Genomic DNA, 16,547 nt, shown 5'->3' with positions numbered 1-16,547 from the left:
CGGCCCTTTTTGCGTTCGGCTTCACCTTTTGCGCGTCGTTTTCGCGTGCCTCCCGGTGCCGGCTCCGACCGGTGGGATGACCTCATACCATCGGCCCCCGGTCTTTGACCGGTGCCAAGTGGGCTCGCTCAGGCGCCGCGCGGGCTTGACCAAAGCCCCGTGAGTCAAGCTCACAGGCCTTTGGTATCAGCCGGCCATCGGCCTCATTCGGCGGCTTGGGACGGGGGTCGGACCCAGCGCAGCATCGGTGCGCGGGCGGCGCGGGTCTCGTCGAGGCGCCGGCGCGGCGCGTAATGGGGGGCGCCCAGGAACCGCGCCATGTCGCCGGCCTTCGCCGCCATGGCGAGGTCGCGGAGCGCGCCGATGAACAGGTCGAGAGACGCTTTCGATTCGCTCTCGGTGGGCTCGATGAGCATGGCCCCGTGCACCACCAGCGGAAAATAGACCGTCATGGGGTGGTAGCCCTCGTCGATCAGCGCCTTCGCCACGTCGAGGGTGGTGATCCCGGTGCCGGCGAGCCACGAATCATCGAACAGCGCCTCGTGCATGGCCGGGCGCTCGGCGAACGGGGCCGAAAGCAGGTCCATGAGGCTTGCCCGCACATAATTGGCGGCCAGCACCGCGTCTTCGGACGCCTGCCGCATGCCGTCTGCGCCGTGGGAGAGCATCCAGGCCAGCGCCCGCACGAACATGCCCATCTGGCCATGAAAGGCGCTCATGCGGCCGAGCGCCTGTTCGGCCCCCGGCGCACCCTCCGTCTCCACCAGGGTGAGCGCGCCGTCTTGCTCCACCAGCGCCGGCACCGGGGCGAACGGGGCGAGGGCCGGGGACAGCACCACCGGACCCGCGCCCGGACCACCGCCGCCGTGGGGCGTGGAAAACGTCTTGTGCAGATTGATGTGCATGGCATCGACGCCGAGGTCGGCCACCCGCACCTTGCCGAGGATGGCGTTGAAATTGGCGCCGTCGCAGTAGAAATACGCCCCCGCCGCATGCACGGCGGCGGCAATCTCCACGATGTCCCGCTCGAACAGGCCGCAGGTGTTGGGATTGGTGAGCATCAGCGCCGCCACGTCCGGCGACAGCGCGGCGCGCACCGTTTCCACATCCACGGTGCCGTCGGGGCGGGCGGGCAGCGCGCGCACCTCGTAGCCGATGAGGGCGGCGGTGGCGGGGTTGGTGCCGTGGGCGCTTTCGGGCACCAGGACTACGGTGCGGTTGCGGCCATGGGCGCGGTGGGCGGCCTTGATGGCCATCATGCCGGTCAGCTCGCCATGGGCGCCGGCCTTGGGCGGCAGCGCCACCGCCGCCATGCCGGTGAGGGCGAGGAGCTGGCGGGAGAGCTGCCGCATCAGCTCCAGCGCGCCCTGCACGGTGGAAACCGGTTGCAGCGGGTGCAGGTCGGCGAAGCCGGCAAGGCGCGCCATCTTCTCGTTGAGGCGCGGATTGTGCTTCATGGTGCAGGAGCCGAGCGGGAACAGGCCGCTGTCGATGCCGTAGTTCATGCGCGAGAGGCGCACATAATGGCGCATGGCCTCGGGCTCGGACAGGCCGGGCAGGTCCGGCGCCTCGGCGCGCCTCAGCCCGCCGAGGCGCTCGGAGCGGCCTTCGGGCACGGGCAGATCGACACCGCAGACCTCGGCGCGGCCGATCTCGAAGATGAGGCCCTCTTCCAGGTCGAGGGCGCGGTTTCCGGTGAAGGTTTCCGGCAGGGCGGACAGGGGGGCGACCGGCGCGGGAGCGCCAAGGCCTTCGCGGTTCATGGCTCAGCTCCAGGCGTGCGAAAGGTGGAACAGGTGCGGAGGGCGGAGGGCGTCGTTCACCGGCAGAGCTCCGCCAGGGTTTCGGCGAGGGCGGCGGCGTAGGCGGCGCGATCCTCGGGCGTCGTGACCTCGGTGGCGGCCACCAGCAGCAGATCGTCCAGCCCGGCGCCGGGGGCGAGGCGGGAATAGGGCACGCCGGCAAGGATGCCCCGCGCCGCCAGAAGGTCCACCACCCGCGCCGCCGGGGCCGGCAGGCGCACGGTGAATTCGTTGAAGAAGGTGGCGTTCACCACCTCGACCCCCGGCACGCCGGCCAAGCGGTCGGCAAGGTCGCAGGCGGCGTCATGGTTGAGCTGGGCCAGACGGGTCAGGCCCCTTTGGCCGAGCAGCGTCAAATGGATGGTGAAGGCCAGCGCGCACAGCCCCGAATTGGTGCAGATGTTGGAGGTCGCCTTCTCGCGTCGGATGTGCTGCTCGCGGGTGGACAGGGTGAGCACGAAGCCGCGCCGGCCCTCGGCATCCACGGTCTCGCCAGCGAGGCGGCCGGGCATCTGGCGCACATATTTCAGCCGGGTGGCGAACAGGCCCACATAAGGCCCGCCGAAGTTCAGCGCATTGCCCAGCGACTGGCCTTCGCCCACCACGATGTCGGCCCCCTGCGCCCCCGGCGGTTCGATCAGGCCGAGGGATACCGCCTCGGTCACCACCGCCACCAGCAGCGCCCCCGCCTTGTGGGCGGCTTCGGCGATGGGCTTCAGGTCCACCAGGTGGCCGAACACGTCCGGGCTCTGCACCACCACGCAGGACACCGTGTCGTCGATGGCGCCAATGAGATCTGCGTCGCCGTCGGGCTGGGCGGGCCGGGCCGCGACCGTGTCCTGCGCATAGCGCGACACGGTCTCGATGGTGGCACGGTAGTGGGGATGCAGGTTGCCCGCCAGCAGCGCCTTGCGCCGCTTGGTGACGCGGTGGGCCATCAGCACCGCCTCGGCGGCGGCGGTGGAGCCGTCGTACATGGAGGCGTTGGCCACCTCCATGCCGGTGAGCGCGGCCACCTGGGTCTGAAATTCGAAGAGGTATTGCAGCGTGCCCTGGGCGATCTCGGGCTGGTAGGGCGTGTAGGAGGTGAGGAATTCCGAACGCTGGATCAGGTGATCCACGCTGGCCGGCACATGATGGCGATAGGCGCCCGCGCCCAGGAAGAAGGGCACCGACCCCGCCGCCATGTTGCGCGCGGCGAGGCGGGAGAGGGCGCGCTCGACCTCCCATTCGCCCTGCGCCAGCGGCAGGTCGGGCAGGGCGGTCATGGCCGTGCCGGCGGGGATGTCCGCAAACAGGGCGTCCACCGCGGGCACGCCGACGCGGGCCAGCATTTCGGCGCGATCCTCGGGAGTGAGGGGGAGATAGCGCATGGAAGGGGTCCTCACACCGTCAGGTAGCGAAAATCGATGAGCATCTCGGCGCGCAGGGAATGGGCGACGTAGCATTCCGCGTGGGCCTGATGGTGGATGGCGGCCACGTCCGCGTCGGTGGGCCGCTTCTCTCCGGAAAACACCATCACCGGCGAGAGGGTGACGCGGGAGAGGAAGAGCTTGCCGGCCGCGTTGGGCGTCATCACGCCCTGGGCGGCATCCTCGTAGCTGTCCACCCGGAACCCGGTCTTGCGGGCGAAGTCGAGGGCGAACAGCATGTGGCAGCTCGATGCGGCCGCCACCAGCGCTTCTTCCGGGTCCACCGCGTCGGGGCGCGAGAGCGGTACCCGCACGGAGGAGGGCGCTGAGGAGCCCGGCACCTCGATGCCGTCGAAGGCCCAGACATGGCCGCGGGAATAGCGCCCGTCGGTGAAGACGTCGCCGTCGCGGCTCCAACGGATGGTGGCGCGGAAATCGGTGCTCACGGGCGCGTTCCTCGGAATGGCCGTCGCCGGATGCCTCAGCCGAGGCTTGCGACGAACGCCTTGTAGGCCGCCTCGTCCATCAGGGCATCAAGCTCGGCCGGGTTGGTGATCTTCAAGCGCAGGAACCAGCCTTCGCCTTCCGGCGCCGTGTTCACCAGGGCCGGATTGCCTTCCAGCTCCGCATTCACCGCGATAACCGCGCCGCTGACCGGCGCATAGACCTCGCTGGCGGCCTTCACGCTTTCCACCACGGCCACTTCCTGGCCTGGCTCCACCACCTTGCCAAGCTCGGGCAATTCCACGAACACGATGTCGCCGAGCTGGCTCTGGGCATAATGGGAAATGCCCACCACCCCCTCCTCACCCTCGACGCGCACATATTCATGGTCCTTGCTGTAGCGCACGCTGGTCATGCTTCAGGCCTCTTTCGCAGGTTTGCGCGCCGTGCGCGCGGGCACGAAGGGAAGGGCGGTGACGGTGGCGGCGAGCGCCTTGCCGCGCACCATCAGGTCGAGCCGGGTGCCCGGCGCGGCGAGCGCGGGGGGCACATAGCCCATGGCGATGGGTGCGTTGAGGCTGGGCGCGAAGCCACCGGATGTCACGGTGCCCACCGTCCTTCCGCCATGGACGATCTCGGCGCCCTCGCGGGCCGGGGCACGGCCATCGAGCCGCAGCCCCACGCGCATGCGGGCCGGGCCGTCCGCCAGCTCCTTGAGGATGCGGGCGGCGCCGGGGAAGCCGCCCGCCGTCCGCCGGCGCGCCTGGATCGACCAGGCGAGGCCGGCTTCCACCGGCGAGGTGGTGGTGTCGATGTCGTGCCCGTAGAGGCACAGCCCCGCCTCCAGGCGCAGGCTGTCGCGGGCGCCGAGGCCGATGGGCTTCACCTCCGGCTCCGCCAGCAGCGCGGCCCAGAGCTGGGGGGCATCCGACGCGGCAAGCGAAATCTCGAAGCCGTCCTCCCCGGTGTAGCCCGAGCGGGAGAGGTGGATGGGAAGCCCGTCAAATACGGCGGGGCCGGCCTCCATGAAGGTAAGGCCGGTGGCATCGGGACAGTGGCGCGCCAGCGCGGCGGCGGCCTGCGGCCCCTGCAGGGCGACGAGGGCGCGGTCCAGCAGCGGCGTGAGCGTGACCCCGGCGGGCAGGTGGCCGGCGATATGGGCGAAATCGGCAGCCTTGCAGGCGGCGTTCACCACCAGCAACAGGCGGCCGTTTTCGCCCGGATCACGGGGGCGGGTGACCATCAGGTCATCAAGGATCCCGCCGGAGGGGTCGAGCAGCTGGGAATAGCGCTGCCGCCCCGGCGCGAGGTTCACGATGTCCGCCGGCAGCAGCGCTTCCAGGGCGCGGGCGCAGGCGGCGTGGTCCGCACCCGCGAGCACCGCCTGTCCCATGTGGGAGACGTCGAACAGACCGGCGTGGGCCCGCGTCCAATGATGCTCGGCCAGGATACCCTCGGCATATTGGACCGGCATCTCGTAGCCCGCGAACGGCACGATGCGGGCGCCGAGCGCCACATGGGCCGAGAACAGGGGGGTAGTGTGCAGCAGGGTCGTGAGAAGAGGATCGACGGCGTGCGTCATCGCAGCTCCGGGGAGATAGCGCCATGGTGCGGGACCCTCGGGTCCCTCGGGCGCCCCCTCTGTCTGCGGAACCTGAGAGATTTCGCCATGCCGTTTGGACCGGCGCGGCTTACTCCTTCGGTGAGCCGGCGGCGTGAACCGCGGCTGCTTTCCAGAGTGTCGTCCCCCTGCGGTCCTTTGGCCTGAGCGGTTCCGGGGCGGTTGCGCCTTCGGCGCCGGTTCTGTTCGCCGTGAGGGCGCACAGCCGGTCTCTCCCGCAGGGATCATCCGATGCGATGCCAAAAACGGCCGCGATGTGCACCGCGGCGCGTTCCATAGGCAACGTCGATCGCACAATAAGAAAATTTGTGTGATCGTCAACCCAAGGCCATTCCGACCTTGGTCGCAGACGGTGCGGAGCCCGGTTTTTCCGGGCTTCCGGGGCCGCTCAGCGCGGCGGTGGTTCGAACGCGCTCGAGGACGGCGGGGTGGAGAACGAACTCCCGCTGCTGCTCGATCCGCTGCTGCTGCTCGAAGGCGCGCCGGGCGGCGGACCGAACACGTCGCCGGGATCGGACTTCGGCGCCGCAGCGGCAGGCGCCGGGGCCGCAGGAGCGGCTTCGGAGGCTGCCGGCTTCGGCTTGGGCTTGGTGGGGGTTCGCGGCCGCGAGCTGGTGGGCTTGGGCTTTTCACCCTGCGGGTCGTAGCCCACATAGACCACGTAGCGCTCCACCTCTTCCGGCTTGGGCAGGGGGAAGCTGAGCTGGTCTTCGACCACCGTGAAGGCGGCCTGCTGCTGACCGGCCGCGATCTCCACCGGAACGGTGAAGAATTTGGTGGTGATGGTCTTCGGGTTCGGACCCTCTTCCACCACCGCCAGGCGGACCGGCACGCGCACCGTTCCCGGTGTGCCCTTCTCGCCCATCAGCACCCGGCCCTCGATGCCGACCTTGATGGTCATGGTCTGGCCGGCGATGGCGCATTCGCGGGCGAGCTGGCCCACATTGCCCTGATAGCGCAGCGCGCCACCCTCGGTGACCTGCCAGGTGCCGGCCCCGTTGCGCACGGTCACGCTGGGGCAGGCATAAGTGATGGCGTCGGGCCCCGAGCCCACCGTGAGGGCGGGTGTCGCGGCGCTGGTGACGCCGGCGGCCCGGCCGGTGGCGACCCCGGTGTCCTGGGCGCCGAAGGACCCGTCGAGGTTTTCGCCGGCGGCGCAGCCCGCCAGCGCCAGTGCCAAGGCCACGCCGACAAGGCCGCGTGCCGGTGTGCCTGCGTGCACAAGAGCCGTGTCGCTCGCCAAGTGGCGTCCCATGTCGCTCGTCTCCATAGGCTTATCCATATGGCATGGTTATATCAAACCGCAGGGCGGACGCACCGTGCGAAGGCCGGCTATTTACCCTTTGGTGACCAAAAGCCGAAAATATGGTGAACGGGCGCAGCTCGCCCGCAACCGTTCCTGCGCGACCGCCCGCCCGCCGGTCAGCCGCCCGAAAGGCCCACGGGCTTGCCCACCACCACCACCAGCGCCTTGCGCGCATCGGCGAGCCGGCCGGCGACGTGCTTGATGTCGTCCAGCGTGACGGCTTCCACCATGGCGTTGCGGCGGTCCACGTAATCGATGCCGAGATCGTCGATCTGGATCTGCAGCAATTGTCCCGCCACCTTCGACGAGGTGTCGAAGCGCAGGGCATAGCTGCCGGTGAGATAGCTCTTGGCTTCCTTCAGCTCTTCCGCCGTCGGCCCCTGGTCCAGCATGCGCTGGAACTCGGCGCTGATGAGCGCGATGGATTCGGCCGCCCGCTCGTTCTTGGTGGCGGTGCCGGCGAACCACAGGCCCACATGGGCCAGCGCCACCTGATAGGAATAGACCGAATAGGCGAGCCCGCGGGCCTCGCGCACTTCCTTGAACAGGCGCGAGGAAAAGGCGCTGCCGCCGAGGATGTGGTTGAGCACATAGGCGGCCATGAAGTCCGGATCGCGCCGTTCCAGCCCCACGGTGCCCATCACCACCACCGATTGGGGCACGTTGAGCGGGATCACGTCCACGGTGCCGATCCGCTGCGGGGTGACATTGGCCACCGGCGTCAGCTCGGCCGTCTGCGGCAGGGTGCCGAACGCGGCGTCGAGGCGCTGGCCCAGCTCTTCCGGGCTGATGTCGCCCACCACCGCCACCCGCAGGTTGGAACGCGCGAGGGTCTTGCGGGCGAAGCCGGCGATGTCGTCCCGCGTCAGGCCGGGCACGCTCTCCAGGGTGCCGTCCACCGGCCGGCCATAGGGATGGTCGGGGAAGGCGAGCGCATACCAGCGGTCGTTGGCGATGGCGTTGGGCTCCGTCGAGCGGCGGCGCAGGGTCGCCATCACCGCGGCGCGGATACGCTCCACCGCCTCGGTGTCAAAGCGCGGCTGGGTGACCGCAAGGCGCAGCAGATCGAACGCCACCTCGCGGTTTTCCGAAAGGGTGCGCAGTGAGCCGCGCATCTCGTCCCGGCCGGCATTAAAATGCAGCTCCAGCGCGTGGTCGGCCAGCTTCTGCTGGAACGCCTGGGCATTGAGGTCGCCGGCACCCTCGTCGAGCAGGGAGGCGGTCAGGTGGGCGAGGCCCACCTGCTTCGGCCCGTCCTGGGCGGCGCCGCCGAGAAAGGCGAATTCCATGGCGATGAGGGGCAAGGTGGTGTCGCGCACCAGCCAGGCCTTGATGCCGCCCGGGCTCGTCACCTCGGTGATGCGGCTCGATTGCTGGGCTTGAGCCTCGGTGTTGGATATGAGCGAGAGAGCCATCGTCACCATCACGAAAAAGAGCCAGCCGGCGGCCTTGAGCGCGTCGCCGGCGCAAGAGAAGCGGAACGCCCTCACGAGCGATCGCCCGTCTTGGACGCATCCGCCTTGGGAGCATCCGGTTTCGGCGCGTCCGGGGCGGCGGTCTTCAGATAGCCGGTCACCGCCCGATCGGTGGTCAGGTAGCGCTTGGCGGCGGCCTGCACCTCGGCGCCGCTCACCGCCTTCACCCGCTCGGGCCAGCCGCGCACATCGTCGGCGCTGGAGCCGGTGGCCCAGGCCGCGCCATAGATGCGGGCCAGCGTCGCCTGATTGTCCTGGGCATAGATCATGTCGGCGGTCAGCCGGGTCTTGGCCCGCTTGAGCTCCAGGTCGTCCACGCCCTGGTCCGCCACTTCCGCCACGACGGCGTCGATGGCGGCCTCCAGATCCTCCAGGCTCACGCCGGGGCGGGGGCTGGCATAGACCACGAACCGCGTGGCGTCGTAGGCTGTGCCCTGATACCAAGCACCGGCGCCGGCGGCGAGGCCCTTCTCCGCCACCAGCTGCCGATAGAGGCGACCGGTCTGTCCGCCGCCGAGGATCTGGGACAGCACCTCGAGGGCCTCGGCCTCGTGCGGGGCGGCGATGCGGTCGGACGGCACGAGATACGAGCGTTGCACGCTCGGCTGGGCGACGCGGGCGTCGGCCAGGGACACCCGGCGATGGGCCTGGGGCTCGGGCTCCTGGGGCCGGTTGCGGGCCGGGGTGTCGGCACGCGCCACCTTTCCATATGTCTTTTCGGCAAGCGCGCGCACGTCATCGGCCTTGACGTCACCGGCCACCACCAGCAGCGCGTTGTTCGGCGCGTAATAGCGGCGGTAGAAGGCGAGGGCGTCTTCCCGGTTCAGCTGCTTGATCTCGTGCTCCCAGCCGATGATCGGGTGCTGATAGGGGTGGTTGACGTAAGTGGTCGCCTGCAGGATCTCGCCGAGCCGGGCGCCGGGCTCGTTGTCGGTGCGCATGCGGCGCTCTTCCAGCACCACGTCGCGCTCGGGCAGCACCACTTCGTCGGACAGCTTGAGGCCGGTCATGCGGTCAGCCTCGAAGCCCATCACCTTTTCCAGGTGCTCCCTGGCCACCCGCTGGAAATAGGCGGTGTAGTCCTGGGAGGTGAAGGCATTTTCCTGCCCCCCCAGGCGCGCCACCTCGGCCGAGAACTCACCCTGGGGGTGGGCGTCGGTGCCCTTGAACATCAGATGTTCCAGGAAATGGGCGATGCCGGATTTGCCGGGCTGCTCGTCGGCCGACCCCACCTTGTACCACACCATGTGGGTGACCACCGGCGTGCGGTGGTCGGGGATGACCATGACCTGAAGGCCGTTGTCGAGGGTGAACTGAGAAATATCGGGGCCTGCGGCCGAAACGGCGCGCGGGCCGAGCGCCGCAGCGCTCGCGGCAAGGATGGCAACCATGGCGAAACGGCTCATCTTCACGGGGCGGATCTTCCGGCGATGCACGCGCCGAAGGCACGCACGCTGCTTCAGAAGATAGGAGCTTTGCCGGCGATGGCCAGGGGCATGCCGAGGATTTGAGCGTTTCGAGGCTGCGAGACCACGCTGCGGGGCCACGCTGCGGGGCCACGTCCGCGCCTGCGCGCGTCAGGAGATGAACGCGTCGAGAGATGAACGCGCCAAGACGATGAACGCGCCAAGACATGGAGCCACGACACATGGAGCCGCGACGCGCGCGCGTCGCGGGTGCAATTCCAGGTCCGAGCGGCCGCCGGCGTTAAGCGGTGGCGGCGAGCATGGCGCCGGGGATCAGTTCGTCCGATCGAACAGGGTCGGAACCTTCCACTGCTCCTGCTTCTTCTCCACCACGCCGTAAGGGGCGTTGGGAGCGGGCGTCTGATATCCGGGGGGCGGCTGCAGCAGGGTCTCGCGCTCGGGCTCGCCGTTGAACACCAGGGGCTTTTCCTTCTCGCCGCCGATGCCCGGCAGCCAGCTGTTGGAGCCGAGCTGGCTCGGCAGCAGCACATCGCTCTTGGTGCCGGTGGGCGCCGGCTCGGTGGGGATGACACCCAGGATCTTCTTGCGGCCCTTGTTCAGCTCGGAGGGCATCAAGGGCCGGCCGGGATCATCGCGGATGACCGGCGCGTTGGCGGCGGCGGCCTCGCGCTGGCGCCGGGCGACGTCCGGATCCTTGGGCCAGTTGGGGTTCTTCTGGTGGGCGGCGTCCTCGGGCGTGGGAAGCGGGGCCTCGGCGCTGGCCGGCGGTACCACCAGGGGCGCGCGCTCGCGGTAGTCGATCTCCGGCTTTTCCTTGTCGTCCTTGAGGCCGAACAACTCCATCATGCTGTCGAGCGGATTGGCATTGAACTCGCTCTGAGCGGCCGCCGGCCGCGCCGAGGCGCCGGCCAGCATCAGGCCCAACGCCAACGCGCCGGAAAGGGTCTTCAGGGCCACGAGGGCAGTCGTCGGACGGTGCATCGGCCTCGCCGGGGTCGCGGCATCGGGCCGGGAAACTGGGCTCACGCGCATGGTGCTCCCTCTCATGGCTCGCGCTCTGCTTCAGATTGGGATCGCATTGGGGTCGGCGAGGGCGGCGTTTTTGAGGCGCGCCCGAAAAAAGCATCATAAAGCAGCAGGCCGACGCCGCCAACGACCGCGATATCCGCCACGTTGAACACATACCAGCGGTAACCGCCGGCGTGCAGCGAGATGAAATCGAACACCGCCCCGTAGACCACCCGGTCCACCGCATTGCCGAGGGCGCCGCCGATCAGCAGGCCGAGGCCCAGGGCCTCGGCCGGGCGCTGGGCGCGGGTCAGCCACAGGGCGAACGCCAGCGCCGCCACGACCTTGATGGCCACCAGCACCCAGCGGCCGGTCTCGCCCTGGGGAAACAGGCCATAGCTGATGCCGGCGTTCCACAATGCGACGAGGTCGAGGATCGGCGCGACCGGAACGAGGCCCGGCCCGTGCGCCGCCATGAAGCCAATGGCCCAGGTCTTGGTGACCTGATCGGCCACCAGCACCAGGAACGCCGTCAGAAGCCCCAGGCGGATACGGGACATGTCGGGCCTCCCAGCCTCATTGCGCGGTGGCGGCATGGAATTCCCGGAGAGCGGCCGCGTCGCGCGGCGTCACGTCCGGATATTCGGGATCGGCGCCCACCTCCGGGGAAATCTTCCAGGAGCGGGCGCATTTGCGGCCCTCGGCGCGGGTCGGCACCACCGCGACCCCGGGCACTTCGGCGAGGCGGAACGCTGTGGCCGGGCCGTCCGCGCGCACCAGGGTCGCGGCGCTGGTGATGCAGATCTCGGCCAGGTCGAGCCCGTCGAAGGCGTCGGCCAGCCCGGCGTCGGTCACATAGACCACCGGGGCCGCCTCAAGCGAGGAGCCCATGCGCTTTTGCGCCCGCTCCACCTCCAGCGCGCCGAGCACCACCCGCCGCACCTGCCGCGCCTTGCGCCATTTTTCCGCCAGTGCCGGATCGCGCCAGCTTTCCGGGGTCTCGGGGAAGGCCAGCAGGTGCACCGAGCCGTCCTCATCCCCGGTGCGGGCGATGTACGCCTCTTCCGTGGTGAAGGGCATGATGGGCGCGAGCCATGCGACCACCCGGTTGAAGGTCTCGTCCAGCACCGTCAGGCAGGCCTTGCGGGTGCGCGAGGACAGGGGATCGCAATAGAGCGCGTCCTTGCGCACGTCGAAATAGAAGGCGGACAGCTCGATGTTCATGAACTGCGTGAGCAGCGCGTGCACCTTCTTGTAGTCGAAGGCGCGGTAGGCGGCGCGGATCTCCCCGTCCAGCTCCGACAGGCGGTGCAGGATGAAGCGCTCCAGCGACGGCATGTCGGCGAACGCCACCCGCTCTTCCGGCCGGTAGTGGTGCAGCGAGCCGAGCAGCCAGCGGATGGTGTTGCGCAATTTGCGATAGGTGTCGGCGGTGGTCTTCAGGATCTCCGGGCCGATCCTCAGATCGTCCGAATAATCGGAGGCGCACACCCACAGGCGCAGGATGTCGGCGCCAGAGGTCTTGATGACGTCCTGGGGCGAGGTGACGTTGCCCAGCGACTTGGACATCTTGCGCCCGTCCTCGTCCAGCACGAAGCCGTGGGTCAGCACCGCGTCATAGGGCGGGCGGCCGCGGGTGCCGCAGCTCTCCAGCAGGGAGGAATGGAACCAGCCGCGATGCTGGTCCGAGCCCTCCAGATACATCACCTTGTCCTTGCCCTCGGGCGCCCGCACGGCCTTCAGGTCGTCGCGTACCTCCAGGGTGAAGGTGTGGGTGGAGCCGCTGTCGAACCACACGTCCAGGACGTCGTTCACCTTCACCCAGCCCTCGTCTGCGCGTTCGCGGAGAAAGCGCTCGGCCGCATTCTCCTTGAACCAGGCGTCCGCGCCTTCTTCCTCGAAGGCCGCGGCGACACGGGCGTTGACCTCGCCGTCGTGCAGGATCTCCACCGAGCCATCGCCCACTTCCCGCACGAACACGGTGATGGGCACGCCCCAGGCGCGCTGGCGCGAGACCACCCAATCGGGCCGGTTGGCGATCATGCCGGTGATGCGGTTCTCGCCCGCCGCCGGCACCCATTCCACGGTCTTGATGCCGGCGAGCGCGCGCTCGCGCAAAGTGTCGGGCACGTTGCCGTCGAGGGTGGCCGGGCGCGGCGCCGCGGTGCCGTCGCCATTGCGGATGTCCTGGTCCATGGCGATGAACCATTGCGGCGTGTTGCGGAAGATCACCGGCTTCTTGGAGCGCCAGGAGTGGGGATACTGGTGCTTCACCCGCCCGCGCGCCAGCAGGTTGCCGGCCGCCACCAGGGCCTCGATGACCGCCGGGTTGGCGTCGCCCTTCTCGCCCTTCTCGGTGATGACGCGCCGGCCCTCGAAGCCGGGGGCCTGGGGCGTGTAGAAGGAGTCCGCATCCACCGTGTAGGGGATGGCGGGGCTGATGCCGCGCTCCTCCAGCCAGCGGCGGTGCTGGGTCCAGATCTCGAAATCCTCGCGGCCGTGGCCGGGGGCGGTGTGGACGAAACCGGTGCCGGCATCATCCGTCACGTGGTCGCCGTCGAGCAGCGGGACCGGGAAGGAATATGGAGCTTCGGCTCCGCGGAAGGAGTGCCCAAAAAACGACGCGCCGAAAAATCCAGTCCCTGCTTCCTTCTTCGGTCGAAGTGGGTGCATGCACCAGAGGTCTTCCAGAGTGTGAGCGGGAACGTCACTCAGCCGTGTGAAGCTCAAAACCTTCGCTTGTCGAAATACATCCGCAGCCAATTTATCTGCAAGGATCAATTTATCCCCGGCTTTGCCCCAGTTATCGGCTGGAGCATCTGTAACTTCATATAGGCCATAGGAAATCCTGGATGAGTAGCTGATGGCCCGATTGCCCGGCAAAGTCCAGGGGGTCGTTGTCCAGATGACGACGCTCGCACCGGCGAGCGCATCTGCTTCCAAGTGGTTTCCCTCATCGTCACCATGAGGAACCACCGGGAACTTCACCCACACCGTGTCGCTCGTGAAGTCCTGGTATTCCACTTCGGCCTCGGCCAAGGCGGTCTTTTCCACCACCGACCACATCACCGGCTTGGAGCCGCGATAGAGCAGGCCGTTTTCAGCGAACTTCATGATCTCGCGGGCGATCTGGGCTTCCGCCGCGAACGCCATGGTGGTGTAGGGGTGGTCCCAATCGCCTTCGACGCCCAGGCGCTTGAACTCCTCGCGCTGGATGTCGAGCCAGTGCTGGGCGAAGGCGCGGCACTCCTGGCGGAACGCCACCATAGCCGTGGCGTCGGCGAAGTCGGGCTTGGACTTGCCCTTCTTGCGGTAGTTCTCTTCCTCGATCTTCCACTCGATGGGCAGGCCGTGGCAGTCCCAGCCGGGCACATAATTGGAATCGTGGCCCAGCATCTGTTGGGAGCGCGTCACCACGTCCTTCAGGATCTTGTTGAGGGCGTGGCCGATGTGGATGTTGCCATTGGCATAGGGCGGGCCGTCGTGGAGCACGAAGCGCGGGCGTCCGCGCCCCGCCTCGCGCAGGCGGGTGTAGAGGCCGAGGCGCTTCCAGCGCTCCAGCAGCTCCGGCTCCTTCTTGGGCAGGCCGCCGCGCATGGGAAACTGGGTTTCCGGCAGCAGCAGGGTCTTGGAATAGTCGGGCGTGGCGGAGGGCGTGTTGTCGGTCATGAACGGGCTCGGGAAATGGGGCCGGAGGCGGCCGATGGGCGGAACGCGGCGATAAGGTCCCGGCTCCCCCGCGCGCGTCAGCCGCGCCGGCGGGAAGCCGGGCCGATAATTCGCGCTCCGGCACCGCGCCGCTCCTGGAAGCGCGGCGTGGCCGGGCGCGGCGATGGCGTTCCACCCCACGGGCGTGGGGCCTTGGCGACGTCTGTCATCCTCGGGCCGTGTGAAATCAATCCGAAGGTCGGCTTCTAGCAGGCGTCCGGGGCCGGGGAAAGGGCGCAGATGCAGGCGGCGCGCCGCGGGAGCGTCATGGGCGCGTCTTGGGCGCGGAATGGGCGCGGAATGGGCGCGGAATGGGTGCCGTTCCGGACGCAAAAAGACCCCGGCACCGCGAGGCGCCGGGGTCCGTTGGTTCCCCTCTTATTGATTTGAGACCGGACAGGACCGGGACAGGGCCGGGGGCGGCGGGCGCCCCCGGGGAACTCAGCGCGTCGCGCTCACGAGTGGTAGGCGCGCTCGCCGTGCTCGTTGATGTCGAGGCCCTCGCGCTCCACGTCCACCGACGGCCTGAGGCCGATGATGATGTTGAGCACGAAGAAGATGATGGCCGACACCACGCCCGACCACACCAGGGTCACGAGGGTGGCCTGGGTCTGCACCCACACCTGATGGGCCATGTCGTAGTCGGCCACGCCGCCGCCGCCGAGCGCGGGAGACACCAGGATACCGGTGGCGATGGCGCCGATGATGCCGCCGATGCCGTGCACGCCGAACACATCGAGGCTGTCGTCATAGCCGAGCGCATTCTTCACCGCGGTGCAGAAGAAGAAGCAGATCAGCGCCGCGACGATGCCGAGCACGATCGCGCCCATGGGGCCGGAGGCGCCGCAGGCCGGGGTGATGGCCACGAGGCCGGCCACCGCGCCCGACGCGCCGCCGAGCATGGAGGGCTTGCCGCGCACCAGCCACTCGATCACCAGCCAGCCCACGACGGCGCCGGCGGTGGCGAGGAAGGTGTTGATCATGACCAGGGTGGCAAGGCCGTTGGCTTCGAGGTTCGAACCCACGTTGAAGCCGAACCAGCCGACCCACAGCAGGGAGGCGCCGACCATGGTGAAGGCCAGCGAGTGGGGCGGAAGCTGCTCCTTGCCGTAGCCGATGCGCTTGCCGACGATGAGACAGCCGACGAGGCCGGCGACACCGGCGTTGATGTGCACCACGGTGCCGCCGGCGAAGTCGAGGGCGCCCAGGGTGAACAGGTAGCCTTCCGAGAACCACACCATGTGGGCGATCGGGAAGTAGACGAAGGTGACCCACAGCACGGCGAACAGGATCACCGCCGGGAACTTCATGCGCTCGGCGAACGCGCCGATGGCGAGCGCCGGGGTGATGGCCGCGAACGTCATCTGGAAGGCGATGAAGACGAATTCGGGGATCTGCACGCCCTTGGTGAAGGTGTCGGCCAGGCTGTCCACCGAGACGCCCGCGAGGAACGCCTTGCTGAAGCCGCCGATGAAGGCGTTGCCGGAGGTGAAGGCCAGCGAGTAGCCGTAGATCGCCCATACCAGCATCATCACCGCGGTGATGGTCAGAACCTGCATGAGGATGGACAGCATGTTCTTGGCACGCACCAGGCCGCCGTAGAACAGGGCGAGGCCGGGAACGGTCATCAGCAGGACGAGGACCGTGGAGGTCATCATCCAGGACACATCGCCCTTGTTCACGGTCGAGACGGCGGCGGCGGCGGGAGAGGCGGCGGCCGGCGCCATGTCGGGCTGGGCAAGGGCTGGCAGGGCGAAGGCCGCCGCCGCCAGCAGCGCGGGAACACCCGCGCGGGTCCACGTCTTGAACGTCATGGAATATGGCTCCGTGAAAGAGGTAAGGCTCAAAGCGCGTCGGCGTCGGTCTCGCCGGTGCGGATGCGCACGGCGTGGTCGATGGCGAGAACGAAGATCTTGCCGTCGCCGATCTGGCCGGTCTTGGCGGAAGCGGTGATGGCCTCCACGACCTTGGAAACCTGGTCGGCGGCCACTGCCACTTCGATCTTCAGCTTCGGCAGGAAGCTCACGGCGTATTCAGCGCCGCGATAGATCTCGGTGTGGCCCTTCTGCCGGCCGTAGCCCTTCACCTCGGTCACGGTCAGTCCGTGGACGCCGATACCGGTGAGGGCGTCGCGCACCTCCTCCAGCTTGAATGGCTTGATGATGGCCATGACGATCTTCATGGATCGGTCCCTGTCCCCTGATGGGCATGAATACGACGCCGCGAAGCCCACCCCCGCGTGCCGTCCAGCCGGTGTTTTCTGTCGGCTTCGCCGAGCGGGACGGGGAATTCCGCGCCGCGGCTGGCAAGCCTGCGTACAGCGGAATCAAGGACCGTGCCAGAT

Annotated in this window: 13 protein-coding genes and 2 riboswitches; all 13 genes read right to left on the bottom strand. The window is 68.6% G+C overall.

Annotated features, from left to right (window positions below; genetic code table 11):
- Window positions 1-203: 203 nt before the first annotated feature.
- The 13 genes from gcvPB to HUW53_RS01855 all read right to left on the bottom strand — a co-directional run bounded on the left by gcvPB (window position 204) and on the right by HUW53_RS01855 (window position 16,385).
- Window positions 204-1,763 (bottom strand): aminomethyl-transferring glycine dehydrogenase subunit GcvPB, encoded by a 1,560-nt coding sequence (gene gcvPB / locus HUW53_RS01915; RefSeq protein ID WP_237344045.1) that lies wholly within the window; start codon window positions 1,761-1,763, stop codon window positions 204-206.
- Between the two features lie 56 nt (window positions 1,764-1,819).
- Complete coding sequence (gene gcvPA / locus HUW53_RS01910) at window positions 1,820-3,175, bottom strand: aminomethyl-transferring glycine dehydrogenase subunit GcvPA (RefSeq protein WP_237344044.1); 1,356 nt, start codon at window positions 3,173-3,175, stop codon at window positions 1,820-1,822.
- 11 nt (window positions 3,176-3,186) lie between these two features.
- Window positions 3,187-3,660, bottom strand: coding sequence for an OsmC family protein (locus HUW53_RS01905; RefSeq protein WP_237344043.1), 474 nt, complete (start codon window positions 3,658-3,660; stop codon window positions 3,187-3,189).
- A 35-nt stretch (window positions 3,661-3,695) separates the two neighbouring features.
- Window positions 3,696-4,073, bottom strand: a complete 378-nt coding sequence (gene gcvH, locus HUW53_RS01900) for a glycine cleavage system protein GcvH (protein WP_237344042.1) — start codon at window positions 4,071-4,073, stop codon at window positions 3,696-3,698.
- Between the two features lie 3 nt (window positions 4,074-4,076).
- Entirely contained in the window at window positions 4,077-5,240 is a 1,164-nt protein-coding gene (gcvT, locus tag HUW53_RS01895; protein ID WP_237344041.1) for a glycine cleavage system aminomethyltransferase GcvT, read from the bottom strand.
- 55 nt (window positions 5,241-5,295) lie between these two features.
- Window positions 5,296-5,399, bottom strand: a riboswitch (glycine riboswitch).
- 1 nt (window position 5,400) lies between these two features.
- Window positions 5,401-5,507, bottom strand: a riboswitch (glycine riboswitch).
- Window positions 5,508-5,667: 160 nt separating this feature from the next.
- Window positions 5,668-6,534 carry a hypothetical protein gene (locus tag HUW53_RS01890; protein ID WP_237344040.1) on the bottom strand — a complete coding sequence of 289 codons (867 nt, stop codon included), beginning with the start codon at window positions 6,532-6,534 and terminating at the stop codon, window positions 5,668-5,670.
- 167 nt (window positions 6,535-6,701) lie between these two features.
- On the bottom strand, window positions 6,702-8,075 hold the full coding sequence (locus HUW53_RS01885; RefSeq protein ID WP_237344039.1) for a M16 family metallopeptidase: 1,374 nt from the start codon (window positions 8,073-8,075) through the stop codon (window positions 6,702-6,704).
- Complete coding sequence (locus HUW53_RS01880) at window positions 8,072-9,466, bottom strand: M16 family metallopeptidase (protein WP_237344139.1); 1,395 nt, start codon at window positions 9,464-9,466, stop codon at window positions 8,072-8,074. Before HUW53_RS01880 ends, HUW53_RS01885 begins: the two co-directional genes overlap by 4 nt.
- A 333-nt stretch (window positions 9,467-9,799) precedes the next feature.
- Window positions 9,800-10,513 (bottom strand): hypothetical protein, encoded by a 714-nt coding sequence (locus HUW53_RS01875; RefSeq protein WP_237344038.1) that lies wholly within the window; start codon window positions 10,511-10,513, stop codon window positions 9,800-9,802.
- A gap of 17 nt (window positions 10,514-10,530) precedes the next feature.
- The gene (gene lspA, locus HUW53_RS01870; RefSeq protein ID WP_237344037.1) at window positions 10,531-11,055 is read right to left on the bottom strand and encodes a signal peptidase II; all 525 of its coding nucleotides are present in this window, start codon (window positions 11,053-11,055) and stop codon (window positions 10,531-10,533) included.
- Window positions 11,056-11,071: 16 nt separating this feature from the next.
- Window positions 11,072-14,164 carry an isoleucine--tRNA ligase gene (gene ileS / locus HUW53_RS01865; RefSeq protein WP_237344036.1) on the bottom strand — a complete coding sequence of 1,031 codons (3,093 nt, stop codon included), beginning with the start codon at window positions 14,162-14,164 and terminating at the stop codon, window positions 11,072-11,074.
- Window positions 14,165-14,658: 494 nt separating this feature from the next.
- Window positions 14,659-16,017, bottom strand: coding sequence for an ammonium transporter (locus HUW53_RS01860; protein WP_370877806.1), 1,359 nt, complete (start codon window positions 16,015-16,017; stop codon window positions 14,659-14,661).
- A 29-nt stretch (window positions 16,018-16,046) separates the two neighbouring features.
- Window positions 16,047-16,385 (bottom strand): P-II family nitrogen regulator, encoded by a 339-nt coding sequence (locus tag HUW53_RS01855; RefSeq protein WP_234050913.1) that lies wholly within the window; start codon window positions 16,383-16,385, stop codon window positions 16,047-16,049.
- Window positions 16,386-16,547: the final 162 nt, after the last annotated feature.

This window comes from Xanthobacter agilis, assembly GCF_021730435.1.
Taxonomy (GTDB): domain Bacteria; phylum Pseudomonadota; class Alphaproteobacteria; order Rhizobiales; family Xanthobacteraceae; genus Xanthobacter; species Xanthobacter agilis.
The sequence above is the reverse complement of the archived record's forward strand: the minus strand, read 5'-3'. Positions and strand labels throughout refer to the sequence as shown.

Coding starts and splice junctions, on each gene's coding strand:
- gcvPB (WP_237344045.1), bottom strand. CDS start 1,763: ATGAACCGCGAAGGCCTTGGCGCTCCCGCGCCGGTCGCCCCCCTGTCC.
- gcvPA (WP_237344044.1), bottom strand. CDS start 3,175: ATGCGCTATCTCCCCCTCACTCCCGAGGATCGCGCCGAAATGCTGGCC.
- gcvH (WP_237344042.1), bottom strand. CDS start 4,073: ATGACCAGCGTGCGCTACAGCAAGGACCATGAATATGTGCGCGTCGAG.
- gcvT (WP_237344041.1), bottom strand. CDS start 5,240: ATGACGCACGCCGTCGATCCTCTTCTCACGACCCTGCTGCACACTACC.
- HUW53_RS01890 (WP_237344040.1), bottom strand. CDS start 6,534: ATGGGACGCCACTTGGCGAGCGACACGGCTCTTGTGCACGCAGGCACA.
- HUW53_RS01880 (WP_237344139.1), bottom strand. CDS start 9,466: ATGAGCCGTTTCGCCATGGTTGCCATCCTTGCCGCGAGCGCTGCGGCG.
- lspA (WP_237344037.1), bottom strand. CDS start 11,055: ATGTCCCGTATCCGCCTGGGGCTTCTGACGGCGTTCCTGGTGCTGGTG.
- ileS (WP_237344036.1), bottom strand. CDS start 14,164: ATGACCGACAACACGCCCTCCGCCACGCCCGACTATTCCAAGACCCTG.
- HUW53_RS01860 (WP_370877806.1), bottom strand. CDS start 16,017: ATGACGTTCAAGACGTGGACCCGCGCGGGTGTTCCCGCGCTGCTGGCG.
- HUW53_RS01855 (WP_234050913.1), bottom strand. CDS start 16,385: ATGAAGATCGTCATGGCCATCATCAAGCCATTCAAGCTGGAGGAGGTG.